An 18330-nucleotide genomic window follows, 5' to 3' on the forward strand; every position below is an offset into this window, starting at 1 on the left:
GCACGCGATTGCTGCTTCGCGGGGCGAGGGGGCCGCGGCGAATGTCAGCCCTTGCGCTTGTCGATCACGCGGCGTGCCTTGCCGACCGAGCGCTCGATCCCGTTCACGGGCAGCACGTTGATCACGGCCGTCACGCCGATCAGCGACTTGATGTCGTGCGCGAGCGCCTGCCTGGCCGCGTGGATCGCCGCCGTGTCGGGGGCCGTTTCGGGACACGGTTCGACGTTGAGCGTCAGCACGTCGAGCGGCCCTTCCTTCGTCAGCACGATCTGATAGTGCGGCGCGAGCGCGTGCTGCTTCAGCAGCTGTTCCTCGATTTGCGTCGGGAAGACATTGACGCCCCGCACGATCATCATGTCGTCCGAACGCCCGGTGATTTTTTCCATCCGGCGCATCGTGCGCGCGGTGCCGGGCAGCAGACGCGTGAGGTCGCGCGTCCGGTAGCGGACGATCGGCAACGCTTCCTTCGTCAGCGACGTGAACACCAGCTCGCCGAGTTCGCCATCCGGCAGCACTTCGCCGGTCTCGGGGTCGATGATTTCCGGGTAGAAGTAGTCTTCCCAGATGGTCGGCCCGTCCTTGGTCTCGACGCATTCCGACGCGACGCCCGGACCCATCACTTCGGACAGCCCGTAGATATCGACCGCATCGATGCCCATGCGCTGCTCGATGGCCACGCGCATGTCGTTGGTCCACGGTTCCGCGCCGAAGATGCCGATGCGCAACGAGCTTTGCGCGGGATCGAGGCCCTGGCGCTCGATCTCGTCGGCGATCGACAGCATGTAGCTCGGCGTCACCATGATGATGTCGGGCCGGAAATCCTGGATCAGCTGCACCTGCTTCTCGGTCTGGCCGCCGCCGAACGGGATCACCGTCAGCCCCGCGCGTTCGGCGCCGTAGTGCGCGCCGAGCCCGCCCGTGAATAGCCCGTAGCCGTAGCTGACGTGAACCTTGTCGCCGCGGCGCGCGCCGGCCGCGCGGATCGAGCGCGCGACGAGATTCGCCCACGTGTCGATGTCGCGCGCCGTATAGCCGACGACGGTCGGCTTGCCGGTCGTGCCCGACGACGCGTGAATGCGCGAGATCTGGTCCTGCGGCACCGCGAACATCCCGAACGGATAGCTGTCGCGCAGGTCGCTCTTGGTCGTGAACGGGAAGCGCGACAGATCCGCGAGCGTTTTCAGGTCGTCGGGATGCACGCCCGCTTCGTCGAATTTGCGGCGATAGACGGGGGAGTGCTCATACGCATGCCGGAGCGACCATTTCAGGCGTTCGAGTTGCAGCGCGGTCAACTCGTCGCGTGAGGCGGTCTCGATCGGCTCGAGCGGTAGCGGGGTGGTCATGCGTGTCTCCAGTGATTGTTATGAGCGAGCCGTGCGCGTCAGCGGTCTTCCGGGAGGACCGTGCCCTTGATCTGGGCCGATTTGCCGCGAAACATGGCGACCGTTTCGCCTGCCTGGTTCGTGACGCGGATGTCGTAGATGCCGTACCGGCCGTTGCGCGTCTGTTCGATCGCCTCGGCCGTCAGTTGGTCATTGCCGTATACAGGGCGCAGGTATTCGATCGAGCAGCCCGCCGCGACGGTATTCAGGTTGTACGAGTTGCACGCGAACGCGAACGTCGAATCGGCGAGGGTGAAGATGATGCCGCCGTGGCAGGTCTGGTGTCCGTTCAGGAATTCCGGCCGTACGCGCATTTGCAGGCGAGCGTAGCCGGCGCGCACTTCGGCGATTTCCATGCCGAACGCGCGGCTGCAGGCGTCCGCATCGTACATGGCCTGCGCCGTCGCACGGGCGAGCGCATCGGGGGCGAGCGTGTCGGTGGACGTGGTCATGTCAACGCCCCTCGAAGCGCGGCGCGCGCTTCTCGATGAACGCCTGTACGCCTTCCGCGTAGTCGGCCGACTGGCCGAGCTTGCGCTGCAGGTCGCGCTCGAGGTCGAGCTGCTGGTCGAGCGTATTCGTCATGCTGTCGCGCATCGCCTGCTTGATCGATGCGATCGCGAGCGTCGGCTGCTGCGCGAGCTGGTTGGCGACCCGTCGGGCCGACGCGGCGAGCGCGTCGTCGTCGACCGCACGCCAGATCAAGCCCCATTGTTCGGCCTGTTCGGCGCCGAGCTTGTCGCCGGTCAGGGCGAGCCCGAGCGCGCGGGCCATGCCGACGCGTTGCGGCAGGAACCAGGTGCCGCCCGAATCGGGTACGAGCCCGATCTTGACGAAGGCCTGGATGAAACTGCTCGAGCGCGCGGCAAATACGATGTCGCATGCGAGCGCGAGATTCGCGCCGGCGCCGGCCGCCGTACCGTTGACGGCGGCGATCACCGGAATCGGCATGCGTTGCAGGCGGCGGATCAGCGGATTGAAGTGCTCGTCGATCAGCGTGCCGAGATCGGTGGACGCGCCTGGCGTGAAGTCGAGGTCGGCCAGATCCTGGCCCGCGCAGAAGCCGCGCCCCGCACCCGTCAGGATCAGCGCACGCGCGCCGCTCGCGTCGACTTCATCGAGCGCCGACTGCAGTTCGCGGTGCATCGCCCGCGTGAAGCTGTTCAGCTTGTCCGGACGGTTGAGGGTGATCGTGGCCACGCGGGCCGCCTGATCGATATCCAGCTGGATCGCCTGATATGACATGCAGAGTCTCCTTCATGACTTCGTTATAGGCGCGCGGCGCGTCGGTTACACGCGTTCGATCGCGATCGCGATGCCCTGGCCGACGCCGATGCACATCGTACAGAGCGCAAAGCGGCCGCCCGTACGCTCGAGTTGGTGAAGCGCCGTGGTCACGAGCCGGGCACCCGATGCGCCGAGCGGGTGGCCGAGCGCGATCGCACCGCCGTTCGGGTTCACGCGAGGATCGTCGTCGGCGACGCCGAGCATGCGCAGCACCGCGAGACCCTGCGACGCGAACGCTTCGTTCAGCTCGATCACGTCGAACTGGTCGATCGTCATGCCGAGCTGGCGCAACAGTTTCTGCGTGGCCGGCGCCGGGCCGATACCCATCACGCGCGGCTCGACGCCGGCGCTCGCCATGCCGACGACACGCGCGCGGCGGCGCAGCCCATATTGATCGGCGGCTTCCGCGTTGGCGAGCAGCAGTGCGCATGCGCCGTCGTTGACGCCCGACGCGTTGCCGGCCGTTACCGAGCCGTCGGGACGCACGACGCCCTTCAGCTTCGCGAGCGCTTCGAGCGATGTTTCGCGCGGATGCTCGTCGAGTGATACGACGAGCGCGTCGCCCTTTTTCTGCGCAATCGTGACGCGGACGATTTCGGCGGCGAGCGTGCCGTCCTGCTGCGCACGCGCGGCCTTCTGCTGGCTGCGCAGCGCGAACAGATCCTGGTCGGCGCGGCTGATGTTGTAGTCGACCGCGACGTTCTCGGCCGTCTCGGGCATCGAATCGACGCCGTATTGCTGTTTCATCAGCGGATTGATGAAACGCCAGCCAATCGTCGTGTCGAACATGGCGGCCTGGCGCGCGAATGCGCTGGCGGCCTTGCCCATCACGAACGGCGCGCGCGTCATGCTTTCGACGCCGCCCGCGATCATCAAGCGTGCCTCGCCCGCCTTGATCGCGCGCGCGGCCGTGCCGACGGCGTCCATGCCCGAGCCGCACAACCGGTTCAGCGTCGTGCCCGGCACGGCGGTCGGCAGGCCCGCGAGCAGCGCGGACATGCGCGCGACGTTGCGGTTGTCTTCGCCGGCCTGATTCGCGCAGCCATAGATCACGTCGTCGATCGCCGACCAGTCGACGTTCTGGTTGCGTTCGATCAGCGCCTTGAGCGGTACCGCGCCGAGATCGTCGGCACGAACGTCTTTCAGGGCGCCGCCGTAGCGGCCGATGGGGGTGCGAATCGCGTCGCAGATGTAGGCGTCGGTCATGGGTGTGTCGATGTGCAACGAACCCGCCGGGTGGCGAATTCGTTCATGGTAAGGAATGTGGCGGCGTTTGCACGTCGGCCATTCGGGTTATGCAGTCTGGCCGACTTCCGCGGGCACGGCCTTCGGCGCAACATGGACGCGGCTTTGCACCACGCGGAACCGGTTGGCGACGAACGCCGGGTCGGCCAGCGCGGCGTTGGCGGCCGGGTTTGCACCGGTGCCGTGGAAGTCGGAGAACGCGGCCGACTGGTTGACGAACACACCACCCGTCAGGTTGATCGACAGTGCGACGCCGCCACGCACCGCCGCATCGTGCGCGGCGTCGAGGGTCTTCTCGTCGGTGCTGTAGACGGAGAGCGTCAGCGCGCCATGCTCCGCGGCGATTTCGCCGGCGAGATCGAGCGACTGGGCGGTCGAGTCGGTCGCGATCACGAACGAGATCGGGCCGAACCACTCCTGCGTGAATTTCGCGCGGTCGGCCACGTCGAGCTGCAGCACCAGCGGCGTGCGCACGCGCGCGTCGGCGAACGCCGGGTGCTGGAGCGTCTGGCTGTCGGCGAGCACGCGACCGAGCTTGCGGGCGTCGTCGATGCGCGCGGTCACGCCGTCGTTCTGGATCGCGCCGATCAGTTCGACCGAGCGAGCCGGGTCGCCGGTCAGCTTCTGCACGGACACGGCGATCGCCTGCGCGACTTCGTCGAAGCTCGCGTGGCCGTCCGCCGTCCGGATGCCGTCGCGCGGCACGTAGATGTTCTGCGGTGCGGTGCACATCTGGCCGGAGTACAGCGCCAGCGAGAACGCGATGTTCTTCGCCGCGGCCTTCAGGTCGTCGGTCGAGTCGATCACGATCTGGTTGACGCCGGCCTTCTCCGTATAAACCTGGGCCTGATGGGCATGGCGTTCGAGCCACGTGCCGTTTTGCGTGCTGCCCGTGAAGTCGATCAGCTTGATTTCAGGACGCAGCGCGACGTCCTGGACGAGGGCGCCGTCGTTCGGCTCGGTTGCGAGAAGCGTGACGACGTTCGGATCGAAGCCGGCCTCGCGCAGCACGTCGCGGGCGATGCGAACCGTGATCGCGAGCGGCAGGATCGCACCCGGGTGTGGTTTGACGATCACCGTGTTGCCGGTCGCCAGGTCGGCGAACAGGCCGGGGTAGCCGTTCCAGGTCGGGAACGTGCAGCAGCCGAGCACGAGGCCGGTGCCGCGCGGGACGATCGTATAGCGCTTGTGCATCGCGAGCGGCGGGTTCTTGCCTTGCGGCTTTTCCCAGTGCGCATCGGCGGGGATGCGACGCAGTTCGTCCCACGCATAGGCGACCGCTTCGAGTGCGCGATCCTGCGCATGCGGGCCGCCGGCCTGGAACGCCATCATGAACGCCTGGCCCGTGGTGTGCATCACGCTGTAGGCAATCTCGAAGCTTGCACGGTTCAGCCGCGCAAGGATTTCGAGGCTGACGCCAATCCACGCGCTCGGGCCGGCTTCGCGCCATGCCCGCTGGGCAGCGGCCGCGGCCGCAATCAGCTCGTCGGGCGTCGATTTCGGATAGCGGATGCCGAGTGCGATCCCGTAAGGCGACTGCTCCGCGCCCACGGTTCCGCCGGACGCCGGCTGGCCGAGCGCGAACGTATTGCCGAGGTGTGCTTTGAACGCCGCTTCACCTTCCGCGTTGGCGCTTTCCCCGTACACTTTGGGACTCGGCATCTCCGCGAACGGGCTCCAGTACCCGCGGCTCTCGATGGCGGCGAGGGCGTGTTTCAGCGTGTCTTCGTGCTTCGTGAACAGTGCATGGGTCATGACGGCAGCCTGATGGACGTTGAGAGGGATTGGATCGATTAATTAACCGACCGGTTGGTCGGAGAATGGTAGCATCAAACTATTCGCGTGTGCGAGGCGTTTCTCATTTCATTGATCGAGGAGAAATAGATGTCTTACGAGAACATCCTGGTGGAGACCCGCGGGCGTGTCGGGCTGGTCACGCTCAACCGCCCGAAGGCGCTCAATGCGCTGAACGATGCGTTGATGGATGAGTTGGGCGCTGCGCTGAAAGCGTTCGACGCGGACGACGAGATCGGCGCGATCGTCGTGACGGGGAGCGAGAAGGCATTCGCGGCCGGGGCCGACATCGGCATGATGGCCACCTATTCCTATATGGATGTGTACCGCGGCGACTACATCACGCGTAACTGGGAGACCGTCCGCGAAATCCGCAAGCCGATCATTGCTGCCGTGGCGGGGTTCGCGCTCGGCGGCGGCTGCGAGCTCGCGATGATGTGCGACATCATCTTCGCGGCGGATACAGCCAAGTTCGGCCAGCCCGAAATCAAGCTGGGCGTGATGCCGGGTGCGGGCGGCACGCAGCGCCTGCCGCGCGCGGTGTCGAAGGCGAAGGCGATGGACATGTGCCTGACCGCGCGCTTCATGGATGCGGCCGAGGCGGAGCGGGCAGGGCTCGTTTCGCGCGTGCTGCCGGCCGACAAGTTGCTCGACGAAGCGATTGCCGCGGCGACGACGATCGCCGAGTTTTCGCTGCCGGCGGTCATGATGGTCAAGGAGTCGGTGAACCGTGCGTATGAGACGACGCTGGCCGAGGGCGTTCATTTCGAGCGTCGACTGTTCCATTCGCTGTTCGCGACCGAAGATCAGAAGGAAGGGATGGCGGCATTCGTCGAGAAGCGGAAGCCGGTATTCAAGCACCGCTGATTCGGTGGCGACTGGTGTCGGTCGCCGGCAGGATCTCCTGGTGCAACGAACCCCAAGCCCCCGTGCGCGGCAGCGCACCGGGGCTTTTTCAAAATATTTTCACAAAGGGGTTGCGTGGACAGGGGCGGGTGCTTAGAATCACGCCTCTTTCGCGCTAACGGAAACGGAGCGCGGGAGGAAAGGGAAGCGGTGCTGACGAAGGTTGCTGTAGGAACCCCGGCGCACACGAAGTTGAACCCCTCGCCGTCGCAACGAAGCAGTTCAGAAAGTTGTTGACGAGCGAAGAAAGACGGTTCATAATCTCGCTTCTCTGCTGCTGAAAACGCAGCGCTGCTGAGAAACAGAAGGTTTCTCGCAGAAATGCTCTTTAAAAATTAACAGCCGATAAGTGTGGGCGCTTGATGGAAGCGAGCTGATCTTCGGATCAGATGGCGAAAGTATCAAGAGTCTCACACTAAAGTAAGTCAGGTTTATGAAGTGATTCATATTCCTGTCAGCTTTGAGTGAGCGACCGGTTCTTAACCGAACCGAAAACAGTAACAGGTTTAAACTGAAGAGTTTGATCCTGGCTCAGATTGAACGCTGGCGGCATGCCTTACACATGCAAGTCGAACGGCAGCACGGGTGCTTGCACCTGGTGGCGAGTGGCGAACGGGTGAGTAATACATCGGAACATGTCCTGTAGTGGGGGATAGCCCGGCGAAAGCCGGATTAATACCGCATACGATCTACGGATGAAAGCGGGGGACCTTCGGGCCTCGCGCTATAGGGTTGGCCGATGGCTGATTAGCTAGTTGGTGGGGTAAAGGCCTACCAAGGCGACGATCAGTAGCTGGTCTGAGAGGACGACCAGCCACACTGGGACTGAGACACGGCCCAGACTCCTACGGGAGGCAGCAGTGGGGAATTTTGGACAATGGGCGAAAGCCTGATCCAGCAATGCCGCGTGTGTGAAGAAGGCCTTCGGGTTGTAAAGCACTTTTGTCCGGAAAGAAATCCTTGGTTCTAATATAGCCGGGGGATGACGGTACCGGAAGAATAAGCACCGGCTAACTACGTGCCAGCAGCCGCGGTAATACGTAGGGTGCGAGCGTTAATCGGAATTACTGGGCGTAAAGCGTGCGCAGGCGGTTTGCTAAGACCGATGTGAAATCCCCGGGCTCAACCTGGGAACTGCATTGGTGACTGGCAGGCTAGAGTATGGCAGAGGGGGGTAGAATTCCACGTGTAGCAGTGAAATGCGTAGAGATGTGGAGGAATACCGATGGCGAAGGCAGCCCCCTGGGCCAATACTGACGCTCATGCACGAAAGCGTGGGGAGCAAACAGGATTAGATACCCTGGTAGTCCACGCCCTAAACGATGTCAACTAGTTGTTGGGGATTCATTTCCTTAGTAACGTAGCTAACGCGTGAAGTTGACCGCCTGGGGAGTACGGTCGCAAGATTAAAACTCAAAGGAATTGACGGGGACCCGCACAAGCGGTGGATGATGTGGATTAATTCGATGCAACGCGAAAAACCTTACCTACCCTTGACATGGTCGGAATCCTGCTGAGAGGTGGGAGTGCTCGAAAGAGAACCGGCGCACAGGTGCTGCATGGCTGTCGTCAGCTCGTGTCGTGAGATGTTGGGTTAAGTCCCGCAACGAGCGCAACCCTTGTCCTTAGTTGCTACGCAAGAGCACTCTAAGGAGACTGCCGGTGACAAACCGGAGGAAGGTGGGGATGACGTCAAGTCCTCATGGCCCTTATGGGTAGGGCTTCACACGTCATACAATGGTCGGAACAGAGGGTTGCCAACCCGCGAGGGGGAGCTAATCCCAGAAAACCGATCGTAGTCCGGATTGCACTCTGCAACTCGAGTGCATGAAGCTGGAATCGCTAGTAATCGCGGATCAGCATGCCGCGGTGAATACGTTCCCGGGTCTTGTACACACCGCCCGTCACACCATGGGAGTGGGTTTTACCAGAAGTGGCTAGTCTAACCGCAAGGAGGACGGTCACCACGGTAGGATTCATGACTGGGGTGAAGTCGTAACAAGGTAGCCGTATCGGAAGGTGCGGCTGGATCACCTCCTTTCCAGAGCTATCTCGCAAAGTTGAGCGCTCACGCTTATCGGCTGTAAATTAAAGACAGACTCAGGGGTCTGTAGCTCAGTCGGTTAGAGCACCGTCTTGATAAGGCGGGGGTCGTTGGTTCGAATCCAACCAGACCCACCATTGTCTGACGTGTCGGTGATCGTTAGCGCTTCAGCGCTTACGAATACCTCTACCGCTAGGCTGAAACCTGAGATCTCTGTACACATGGGGGCATAGCTCAGCTGGGAGAGCACCTGCTTTGCAAGCAGGGGGTCGTCGGTTCGATCCCGTCTGCCTCCACCAATCCTCAATGACAAGTGTTCGACGTCATCGAATTTTTGTCATTGGCGATTGAGCCAGTCAGAGTGATATCAACAGATATCGGCTGTCGTTCTTTAACAATCTGGAAGAAGTAAGTAATTTGGATAGCGGAAGCGTCTTGAGATGGACGTGAAAACTATCCGGGTTGTGATTGTATCGATGTATCTCAAGATGATTCGAACTTCATTGTTCGGCTCAATTGGAATACGGCACAACGCGAGAACTCAACCTGTAACGAGACAGACTCGTTATAGGGTCAAGCGAACAAGTGCATGTGGTGGATGCCTTGGCGATCACAGGCGATGAAGGACGCGGTAGCCTGCGAAAAGCTACGGGGAGCTGGCAAACGAGCTTTGATCCGTAGATGTCCGAATGGGGAAACCCACTCCTTTTGGAGTATCCATGGCTGAATACATAGGCCATGCGAAGCGAACGCGGTGAACTGAAACATCTAAGTAACCGCAGGAAAAGAAATCAACCGAGATTCCCAAAGTAGTGGCGAGCGAAATGGGATGAGCCTTGTACTCTTTATTTGTATTGTTAGCCGAACGCTCTGGAAAGTGCGGCCATAGCGGGTGATAGCCCCGTAGGCGAAAACAGTATGAAAGAACTAAGTGTACGACAAGTAGGGCGGGACACGTGAAATCCTGTCTGAAGATGGGGGGACCATCCTCCAAGGCTAAATACTCGTGATCGACCGATAGTGAACCAGTACCGTGAGGGAAAGGCGAAAAGAACCCCGGGAGGGGAGTGAAATAGATCCTGAAACCGCATGCATACAAACAGTCGGAGCCTCGCAAGGGGTGACGGCGTACCTTTTGTATAATGGGTCAGCGACTTACGTTCAGTAGCAAGCTTAACCGTATAGGGCAGGCGTAGCGAAAGCGAGTCCGAATAGGGCGTTCAGTTGCTGGGCGTAGACCCGAAACCAAGTGATCTATCCATGGCCAGGATGAAGGTGCGGTAACACGTACTGGAGGTCCGAACCCACTAACGTTGAAAAGTTAGGGGATGAGCTGTGGATAGGGGTGAAAGGCTAAACAAACTTGGAAATAGCTGGTTCTCTCCGAAAACTATTTAGGTAGTGCCTCGTGTCTCACCTTCGGGGGTAGAGCACTGTCATGGTTGGGGGGTCTATTGCAGATTACCCCGCCATAGCAAACTCCGAATACCGAAGAGTGCAATCACGGGAGACAGACATCGGGTGCTAACGTCCGGTGTCAAGAGGGAAACAACCCAGACCGCCAGCTAAGGTCCCCAAATATAGCTAAGTGGGAAACGAAGTGGGAAGGCTAAAACAGTCAGGAGGTTGGCTTAGAAGCAGCCACCCTTTAAAGAAAGCGTAATAGCTCACTGATCGAGTCGTCCTGCGCGGAAGATGTAACGGGGCTAAGCTATATACCGAAGCTGCGGATGCGTGCTATGCACGCATGGTAGGAGAGCGTTCCGTAAGCCTGCGAAGGTGCGTTGAAAAGCGTGCTGGAGGTATCGGAAGTGCGAATGCTGACATGAGTAGCGATAAAGGGGGTGAAAGGCCCCCTCGCCGTAAGCCCAAGGTTTCCTACGCAACGTTCATCGGCGTAGGGTGAGTCGGCCCCTAAGGCGAGGCAGAAATGCGTAGCTGATGGGAAGCAGGTCAATATTCCTGCACCATTGTTAGATGCGATGGGGGGACGGATCGCGGAAGGTTGTCCGGGTGTTGGAAGTCCCGGTCGCTGCATTGGAGAAGGCACTTAGGCAAATCCGGGTGCGCAATTCAAGGGTGTGGCGCGAGCTCCTTAGGGAGCGAAGCAATTGGAAGTGGTTCCAAGAAAAGCCTCTAAGCTTCAGTCTAACGATGACCGTACCGCAAACCGACACAGGTGGGCGAGATGAGTATTCTAAGGCGCTTGAGAGAACTCGGGAGAAGGAACTCGGCAAATTGGTACCGTAACTTCGGGATAAGGTACGCCCTTGTAGCTTGACTGGCCTGCGCCAGGAGGGTGAAGGGGTTGCAATAAACTGGTGGCTGCGACTGTTTAATAAAAACACAGCACTCTGCAAACACGAAAGTGGACGTATAGGGTGTGACGCCTGCCCGGTGCCGGAAGATTAAATGATGGGGTGCAAGCTCTTGATTGAAGTCCCGGTAAACGGCGGCCGTAACTATAACGGTCCTAAGGTAGCGAAATTCCTTGTCGGGTAAGTTCCGACCTGCACGAATGGCGTAACGATGGCCACACTGTCTCCTCCCGAGACTCAGCGAAGTTGAAGTGTTTGTGATGATGCAATCTACCCGCGGCTAGACGGAAAGACCCCATGAACCTTTACTGTAGCTTTGCATTGGACTTTGAACCGATCTGTGTAGGATAGGTGGGAGGCTATGAAACCGGAACGCTAGTTTCGGTGGAGCCGTCCTTGAAATACCACCCTGGTTTGTTTGAGGTTCTAACCTTGGCCCGTGATCCGGGTCGGGGACAGTGCATGGTAGGCAGTTTGACTGGGGCGGTCTCCTCCCAAAGCGTAACGGAGGAGTACGAAGGTACGCTAGGTACGGTCGGAAATCGTGCTGATAGTGCAATGGCATAAGCGTGCTTAACTGCGAGACCGACAAGTCGAGCAGGTGCGAAAGCAGGTCATAGTGATCCGGTGGTTCTGTATGGAAGGGCCATCGCTCAACGGATAAAAGGTACTCTGGGGATAACAGGCTGATACCGCCCAAGAGTTCATATCGACGGCGGTGTTTGGCACCTCGATGTCGGCTCATCTCATCCTGGGGCTGTAGCCGGTCCCAAGGGTATGGCTGTTCGCCATTTAAAGAGGTACGTGAGCTGGGTTTAAAACGTCGTGAGACAGTTTGGTCCCTATCTGCCGTGGGCGTTGGATATTTGAAGGGGGCTGCTCCTAGTACGAGAGGACCGGAGTGGACGAACCTCTGGTGTACCGGTTGTCACGCCAGTGGCATCGCCGGGTAGCTATGTTCGGAAGAGATAACCGCTGAAAGCATCTAAGCGGGAAACTCGCCTTAAGATGAGATATCCCTGGGGACTAGATCCCCTTGAAGGGTCGTTCGAGACCAGGACGTTGATAGGTCAGGTGTGTAAGCGCAGTAATGCGTTCAGCTAACTGATACTAATTGCCCGTAAGGCTTGATCCTATAACAAGTCTGTTTCGCGCTGACAGAGCGCGTCGGACCGGTTGGATTCTCGTGTGTGATACACACAATCTAAATTACTGCTTCTTCCCAGATTGGTCGCGTTGCGAAGCAACGTGACAACCCTCTTTGCCTGATGACCATAGCGAGTCGGTCCCACCCCTTCCCATCCCGAACAGGACCGTGAAACGACTCTACGCCGATGATAGTGCGGATTCCCGTGTGAAAGTAGGTAATCGTCAGGCTCCCTAAGCCAGAAACCCCCGCCCGAAAGGCGGGGGTTTTTGCATTGGCGCGGCGGAAAGAGCGATGGCAGCCAGATCAGTTCATTGCCCTATTCGTCTCTATCCCCGATCAAACCTTGCTATCCGCATCGGCGCGGCGAAGCCGCCATCTGGGTTTGCATCTACACCCGTACCGCCGCACCGGCCGTTCGAAGCCGCTCAACCGTCGATATTCTCCATCCTCCGCTTCTGCTTTTCTCCAAAATAGACGGAAAATTCGTACGAATCGACGTCTTATTCGGCCCGTCCACGTAAAATTTGCGAATCCTCTCCACGCAGTCGCATCCGAAACGATGAACGCCGCCACTCAGATAGCTCGGGCCGTATGCCCACACGATTGTCCGGACACCTGCGCGATGCGCGTGACCGTCGAAAACGGCCGGGCGCTCAAGGTCACGGGCGATCCCGACCATCCGCCCACGCAAGGCGTGTTGTGTACGAAAGTCAGCCGATATGCGGACCGCGTTCATCATCCGGACCGTCTTACCGTTCCGCTCAAGCGCATCGGAGCGAAGGGAGAAGGGCGATTCGCGCCGATCAGCTGGAGCGAAGCGCTCGACGAGATCGGCCGCCGTCTCGGCGAAATCGCCGCGCGCGCGCCGGAGGCGATCCTGCCGTACAGCTATGCGGGAACGATGGGGCTCGTGCAGGGCGAAGGCATTGCGCAGCGGTTCTTCCACAAAATCGGCGCGTCGCGGCTCGAGCGGGCAATTTGCTCCGCGGCCGGCGCGGCCGGCCTGCGCTATACGTACGGCGGAAACGTCGGCATGCATCTCGAGCATTTCGAGGAAAGCGAGCTGATCCTGATCTGGGGCGCCAATCCCATCGCATCGAGCCTTCACTTCTGGACCCGCGCGCAGGAAGCCAAGCGTCGCGGTGCCCGTCTGGTCGCGATTGATCCGTACCGCTCGCTGACGGCGGAGAAATGTCACCAGCACATCGCTTTGAAACCCGGCACCGATGGTGCGTTCGCGCTCGGGATGATGCATGTGTTGATTACCGAAGATCTGCTCGATCACGACTACATCGCGCGTCATACGCTCGGCTTCGACGCGCTCAAGGCGCGAGCCCTGTCCTATCCGCCGGAACGTGTCGCCCGGATCTGCGGCATCGAAGCGTCGGAGCTGATCGAACTCGCACGTCGTTACGGTGCGACTCGCAAGGCAGCGATCCGGCTCAATTACGGGATGCAGCGCGTCCGCGGCGGCGGCAATGCCGTGCGCGCGGTCGCGAGCCTGCCTGCGCTGACGGGCGCGTGGCGCGACCGGGCAGGGGGCCTGCTGCTGTCGTCGTCGGAAGCGGCGCCGGTCAATCACGCGGCGCTGCTGCGCCCCGATCTGATGCCCGGCTGGCCGCACAAGCAGCCGCGCGTCATCAACATGAACACGATCGGCGATGCGTTGCTGAATCCGGGCGACGCGGCTTTCGGGCCGAGGGTCGAAGCGGTAATTGTCTACAATTCGAATCCAGTCGCGGTCGCGCCCGACTCGTCGAAAGTAGCGGCGGGGTTCGCGCGCGAAGATCTGTTCACGGTCGTTCTCGAACACTTCAAGACCGATACGGCCGATTTCGCCGACATTGTGTTGCCGGCCACAACCCAGCTCGAGCATCTCGACGTCCACAAGTCGTACGGCCACACCTATGTAATGGCGAATCTGCCGGCGATTCCGCCAGTCGGCGACGCACGGCCAAACACCGAAATCTTTCGTGGCATTGCCCGCAGCATGGGGCTCGACGAGCCCGCGCTTTTTCACAGCGATGAAGAGGTCGCGCAGGCCGCGCTCCGTTGGGACGACCCGGCGCTCGACAGCAATTGGGATACGTTGAAGCGTGCCGGCTGGCTGAAGCTCAAGGTGGCGGACGCGCCTTTCGCGAATGGCGGCTTCCGTACGCCGTCCGGCAAATGCGAGTTCCATAGCGCGCGACTCGAACAGATGGGCATGGACCCGGTGCCCGATTACCTGCCGCCGTTCGAATCGGCGGAGGCCGCGCCTGAACTCGCCGCCCGCTATCCGCTCGCGATGATTTCGCCGCCGGCGCGGCACTTCCTGAACAGCACGTTCGTCAACGTGGACAGCCTGCGCAGCACGGAAGGCCAGCCGCACCTCGACTTGCATCCGGCCGACGCCGATGCGCGCGGCATCCACGAGGGCGATGTCGTACGCATCTTCAACGACCGCGGCTCGATGCAGGCAGTTGCGAGAGTCACCGACCGCGCGCGACCAGGGCTCGTCGTCGGGCTGTCGATCTGGTGGAAGAAGCTATCGGCGGATGGGCGCAACACGAATGAAGTGACAAGCCAGGCGCTGACCGATCTCGGTAACTCGGCGACGTTCTACGATTGTCTGGTCGAAGTTGAGCGGATTTGACCGAACTTCGAGATATGATCAGACGAAATCGCTCGAAAGTTGGAAGTGAGCATCTAACCCTGTTGTCGCGGGACCTGCGAGCCGTTACGATGCGTTTTAGCACGACCATTCGAAAATCTGTGAGGAGACGCGCAGTATGGAAAAAATTTGGCTGAAATCGTACCCACCCGGCGTTCCAGCCGAAATTGACGCGTCCCCATACCCTTCCATTCCGGATCTCCTCGACGAAAGCTTCAGGCAGTATCGCGACCGCAAGGCGTTCGTCTGCATCGGCAAGAGCATCACGTACGGCGAGCTCGATGCGCTGTCGCGCCAGTTCGGCGCATGGCTGCAATCGCGCGGTCTGGCGCGCGGCGCGCGCGTCGCCCTGATGATGCCGAACGTGCTGCAGTATCCGGTGGCGATCGTCGCAGTGCTGCGCGCGGGCTACACCGTCGTCAACGTCAACCCGCTCTATACGCCGCGCGAGCTCGAACATCAGCTGAAGGACAGCGGGGCGGAGGCGATCGTCATCCTCGAGAACTTCGCGTCGACGTTGCAGGCCGTCATTGCGAATACGGCGGTCAAGCATGTGGTGGTCGCGTCGATGGGCGACCTGCTGGGCATCAAGGGCTGGCTGGTCAATTACGTCGTGCGCAACGTGAAGAAGATGGTGCCGGCCTGGCAGCTTCCGTCGTTTACGCGCTTCAAGGCCGCGCTGTCGGAAGGTGCGCGCCAGACGTTCAAGCCGCAGAAGCTCGGCCCCGACGACGTCGCGTTCCTTCAATACACGGGCGGTACGACGGGTGTCGCGAAGGGCGCGACGCTGCTGCACCGGAACATCGTGTCGAACGTGCTGCAGGCCGGCGCGTGGCACCATCCGGCGCACGAGAAGTACCCCGACGTGAAGCAGTTCGTGACGGTCGTCGCGCTGCCGCTCTACCACGTGTTTGCGCTGACGGTCTGCGGGTTCCTGACGATGCGCACGGGCGGCATGGGTATCCTGATTCCGAACCCGCGCGACATCGGCGGCATGATCAAGGAGCTGAAGGGTTACCAGATCTCGACGATCCCGGCCGTCAACACGCTGTACAACGCGCTGCTGAACCATCCCGAATTCAACCAGCTCGACCTGTCGAAGCTCGCGATCGCCAACGGCGGCGGCATGGCGATCCAGGAAAGCGTCGCGAAGCGCTGGTATGAGAAGACCCATACGGCGATCGTCGAAGGGTATGGCCTGTCCGAAACGTCGCCGGTCGCCACCTGCAATCCCGTGACGGCGACCGAGTACAGCGGGACGATCGGCCTGCCGCTGCCGTCGACCGAGGTTGCCATCCGCGACGATGCCGGCGCGGACGTCGCGCTCGGCGAGCCGGGCGAGATCTGTATCCGCGGACCGCAGGTCATGGCCGGCTACTGGAACCGTCCGGATGAAACCGAGAAGGTCATGTTCCCGGACGGTTTCTTCAAGACCGGCGACGTCGGCGTGATGGACGCGCGCGGTTACGTGAAGATCGTCGACCGGAAGAAGGACATGATCCTGGTATCCGGCTTCAACGTGTATCCGAACGAGGTCGAGGACGTGGTGGCGTCCCACCCGGGCGTGTTCGAGGTGGCGGCGGTCGGCGTGCCGGACGAGCACTCGGGCGAAGCCGTGAAGCTGTTCGTCGTGAAGAAGGATCCGGCGCTGACCGACAAGGACATCCTCGCGTACTGCAAGGAGCGGCTCACCGGCTACAAGCGGCCGAAACTCGTCGAGTTCCGCACGGAGCTGCCGAAGACGAACGTCGGCAAGATCCTGCGGCGCGAATTGCGCGACGGACGCGCGTAACCCCGAAGTCGAACAACGAGCCCGGCCTGTGCCGGGTTTTTTTGTTTGTGATGCCGACGTCGCGGCTGCGGGGCACCGATGCGGCAATCGCTGGAACGGCGCGCGCGTTCGACCGGATGCGTCTCAGCCGATGGAATGCCTCAAGCGCGACGACTGGCGCTCGGCGCATTCCGCGAGCAATCGGCTAAGGCGTGCGCGTCGATGGAGCTCCGCGAACGGTACGTTGCAGTCGCCGCGATGTGCTGCGACCGTCCCGCTCACCGCTTCGCTTCCCGGCTCAACAAAGAAAAAGGCGCCCGAAGGCGCCTTCAATATGCAGCGGCTTGTCAGACAAGCTGATTAGAACTTGTGACGGATACCGACGCGAGCTGCAACCTGGTTGCTGGTCGTCGACGGGTCGAGACCGTTGATCGAAGCATGTGCCTGAACGACGTTGCCTGCTGCGTCGAGCGCGTTGCCCGATGCATGCTGGTACACGCCGATCACGTAGACGTCCGTGCGCTTCGACAGGAAGTAGTCGACGCCCAGCGAGCCTTGGTGGTACTTGGCTGCCGAGTTGCCGTCGATTTTGCTGCCTTGCGTGTAGTCGTACGCGGCGCCGACGATCAGCGCCGGGGTCAACTGATACTTGAAGTTGATTTCGCCGTTGTTGAACGTCGCGGTCTGGTTCACGAACGGACCCACCGAGAAGCCCTTGAACTTCGTGTTCGAGTACGTCGCGCCGATCGTCGCCGCGCCGAACGTATATGCGCCGCCCGCACCGATGACCTGGTACGTGTTTGCGCTGTTCGCGTACGCGCCGTACACCGGCGACGACACGGCCGTCGTGGCAGCCGATGCGCCGGTGTTGAACATGCCGCCGAAGTTCGCCGGCGTGCGGGCGTTCAAGTAGCCGACGCCCAACACCAGCGGGCCGTTGTTGTAACCGGCGCCGAGCGACCAGACCTGGTTCCGCGAGAACTGGCCGGCCTGACCGCCGAAGCTGTACATGCCGCCGAACGAGAAGCCGCCGTAGGTCGGGCTCGTGTACTTGACCGCGTTGTTCACACGGTACGCGTTGTTGAAGTTGTCGAGGTCGCCCGGGTGAGCAGCGATGTAGCCGCCCCACTGATCGCCTGCCTCGAGCGGGCCGACGAAGTCGACGACGGAGTCGTACTGACGACCCAGCGTGACCGTACCGAACTGGCTCGACAGGCCGACGTAAGCCTGGCGGCCGAACATCAGGCCGCCCTGGCCGAGCCTGCCGGAGTTGACGTCAAAACCGTTCTCGAGCACGAAGACCGCCTTCAGGCCGCCGCCCAGATCTTCGGTGCCGCGCAGGCCGAAGCGGCTGCCTTGCATCACGCCGCTCGACAGACCGTACAGATGGCCGCCCTTCGCATTGTTGTTGAAGATGAAGCCTTCATCGATGATGCCGTAAAGCGTCACGCTGCTTTGCGCATGAGCTGCGCCAGCGAACGCGCCCAGCGCGACGAGCGCGAGAAGCGACTTTTTCATTAACGGATCTCCAAGAATCACTGAATTTTTTTGGCGGGGCGGATAGTTATGTTCTGTTGACGGGCCCCACCAACTTCGCAAGAAGTCGCACGTAATGTAGCAAAACCGATTTTTCGGACAAAGCGAAATGCCGTCGCTCAAGGTCGCCATGTTTCCTTTATGCAACAATGGTTAAAATCACGGGTTAACCGCAATTTCCGCTGAATAATCAAGTCGGTTACGCAGCGGAGCACGTGCCTTTGCCGCCCGCGGCGGCACACGC

9 protein-coding genes, 2 tRNA genes and 3 rRNA genes are annotated in these 18330 nt (G+C 61.0%); 8 read left to right on the top strand and 6 right to left on the bottom strand.

What is annotated here, in order from left to right:
• Positions 1-44 precede the first annotated feature (44 nt).
• The 5 genes from paaK to paaN form a co-directional block, all read right to left on the bottom strand.
• Positions 45-1343 carry a phenylacetate--CoA ligase PaaK gene (gene paaK / locus ACP26O_RS02405; protein WP_175665962.1) on the bottom strand — a complete coding sequence of 433 codons (1299 nt, stop codon included), beginning with the start codon at positions 1341-1343 and terminating at the stop codon, positions 45-47.
• A 38-nt stretch (positions 1344-1381) separates the two neighbouring features.
• Positions 1382-1834, bottom strand: coding sequence for a hydroxyphenylacetyl-CoA thioesterase PaaI (gene paaI, locus ACP26O_RS02410; protein WP_126227100.1), 453 nt, complete (start codon positions 1832-1834; stop codon positions 1382-1384).
• A 1-nt stretch (position 1835) separates the two neighbouring features.
• Complete coding sequence (gene paaG, locus ACP26O_RS02415) at positions 1836-2627, bottom strand: 2-(1,2-epoxy-1,2-dihydrophenyl)acetyl-CoA isomerase PaaG (RefSeq protein ID WP_175665961.1); 792 nt, start codon at positions 2625-2627, stop codon at positions 1836-1838.
• A 45-nt stretch (positions 2628-2672) separates the two neighbouring features.
• A complete protein-coding gene (gene pcaF, locus ACP26O_RS02420) occupies positions 2673-3875 on the bottom strand; it encodes a 3-oxoadipyl-CoA thiolase (RefSeq protein WP_175665960.1) in 1203 nt (400 codons plus the stop codon).
• Positions 3876-3962: 87 nt separating this feature from the next.
• Positions 3963-5669, bottom strand: coding sequence for a phenylacetic acid degradation protein PaaN (gene paaN, locus ACP26O_RS02425; RefSeq protein WP_175701417.1), 1707 nt, complete (start codon positions 5667-5669; stop codon positions 3963-3965).
• 129 nt (positions 5670-5798) lie between these two features.
• On the opposite strand from paaN, the gene ACP26O_RS02430 reads away from it, so the two are divergent.
• From ACP26O_RS02430 to ACP26O_RS02465, 8 genes are all read left to right on the top strand, one after another.
• A complete protein-coding gene (locus tag ACP26O_RS02430; RefSeq protein ID WP_121859163.1) occupies positions 5799-6575 on the top strand; it encodes an enoyl-CoA hydratase in 777 nt (258 codons plus the stop codon).
• Positions 6576-7122: 547 nt separating this feature from the next.
• Positions 7123-8655 (top strand): 16S ribosomal RNA (locus ACP26O_RS02435).
• Positions 8656-8718: 63 nt separating this feature from the next.
• Positions 8719-8795 (top strand) — tRNA-Ile (locus tag ACP26O_RS02440).
• A gap of 86 nt (positions 8796-8881) precedes the next feature.
• Positions 8882-8957, top strand: a tRNA-Ala gene (locus ACP26O_RS02445).
• 272 nt (positions 8958-9229) lie between these two features.
• A 23S ribosomal RNA gene (locus ACP26O_RS02450) occupies positions 9230-12111 on the top strand.
• Positions 12112-12240: 129 nt separating this feature from the next.
• Positions 12241-12353 (top strand): 5S ribosomal RNA (gene rrf / locus ACP26O_RS02455).
• The 16S, 23S and 5S rRNA genes sit together here with 2 tRNA genes alongside, the layout of an rRNA operon.
• Positions 12354-12685: 332 nt before the next feature.
• Entirely contained in the window at positions 12686-14761 is a 2076-nt protein-coding gene (locus tag ACP26O_RS02460) for a molybdopterin-containing oxidoreductase family protein (RefSeq protein WP_175665360.1), read from the top strand.
• Positions 14762-14897: 136 nt separating this feature from the next.
• A complete protein-coding gene (locus ACP26O_RS02465; RefSeq protein ID WP_426356286.1) occupies positions 14898-16571 on the top strand; it encodes a long-chain fatty acid--CoA ligase in 1674 nt (557 codons plus the stop codon).
• A gap of 339 nt (positions 16572-16910) precedes the next feature.
• On the opposite strand, the gene ACP26O_RS02470 is transcribed toward ACP26O_RS02465, so the two are convergent.
• Entirely contained in the window at positions 16911-18068 is a 1158-nt protein-coding gene (locus ACP26O_RS02470) for a porin (protein WP_011655884.1), read from the bottom strand.
• Between the last annotated feature and the right edge of the window lie 262 nt (positions 18069-18330).

Source organism: Burkholderia sp. R-40 (assembly GCF_049942845.1).
GTDB lineage: Bacteria > Pseudomonadota > Gammaproteobacteria > Burkholderiales > Burkholderiaceae > Burkholderia > Burkholderia ambifaria.

Bases quoted from the DNA above. Each gene is read 5' to 3' on its own strand.
- paaK (WP_175665962.1), bottom strand. From the start codon at position 1,343: ATGACCACCCCGCTACCGCTCGAGCCGATCGAGACCGCCTCACGCGAC.
- paaI (WP_126227100.1), bottom strand. From the start codon at position 1,834: ATGACCACGTCCACCGACACGCTCGCCCCCGATGCGCTCGCCCGTGCG.
- paaG (WP_175665961.1), bottom strand. From the start codon at position 2,627: ATGTCATATCAGGCGATCCAGCTGGATATCGATCAGGCGGCCCGCGTG.
- pcaF (WP_175665960.1), bottom strand. From the start codon at position 3,875: ATGACCGACGCCTACATCTGCGACGCGATTCGCACCCCCATCGGCCGC.
- paaN (WP_175701417.1), bottom strand. From the start codon at position 5,669: ATGACCCATGCACTGTTCACGAAGCACGAAGACACGCTGAAACACGCC.
- ACP26O_RS02430 (WP_121859163.1), top strand. From the start codon at position 5,799: ATGTCTTACGAGAACATCCTGGTGGAGACCCGCGGGCGTGTCGGGCTG.
- ACP26O_RS02460 (WP_175665360.1), top strand. From the start codon at position 12,686: ATGAACGCCGCCACTCAGATAGCTCGGGCCGTATGCCCACACGATTGT.
- ACP26O_RS02465 (WP_426356286.1), top strand. From the start codon at position 14,898: ATGGAAAAAATTTGGCTGAAATCGTACCCACCCGGCGTTCCAGCCGAA.
- ACP26O_RS02470 (WP_011655884.1), bottom strand. From the start codon at position 18,068: ATGAAAAAGTCGCTTCTCGCGCTCGTCGCGCTGGGCGCGTTCGCTGGC.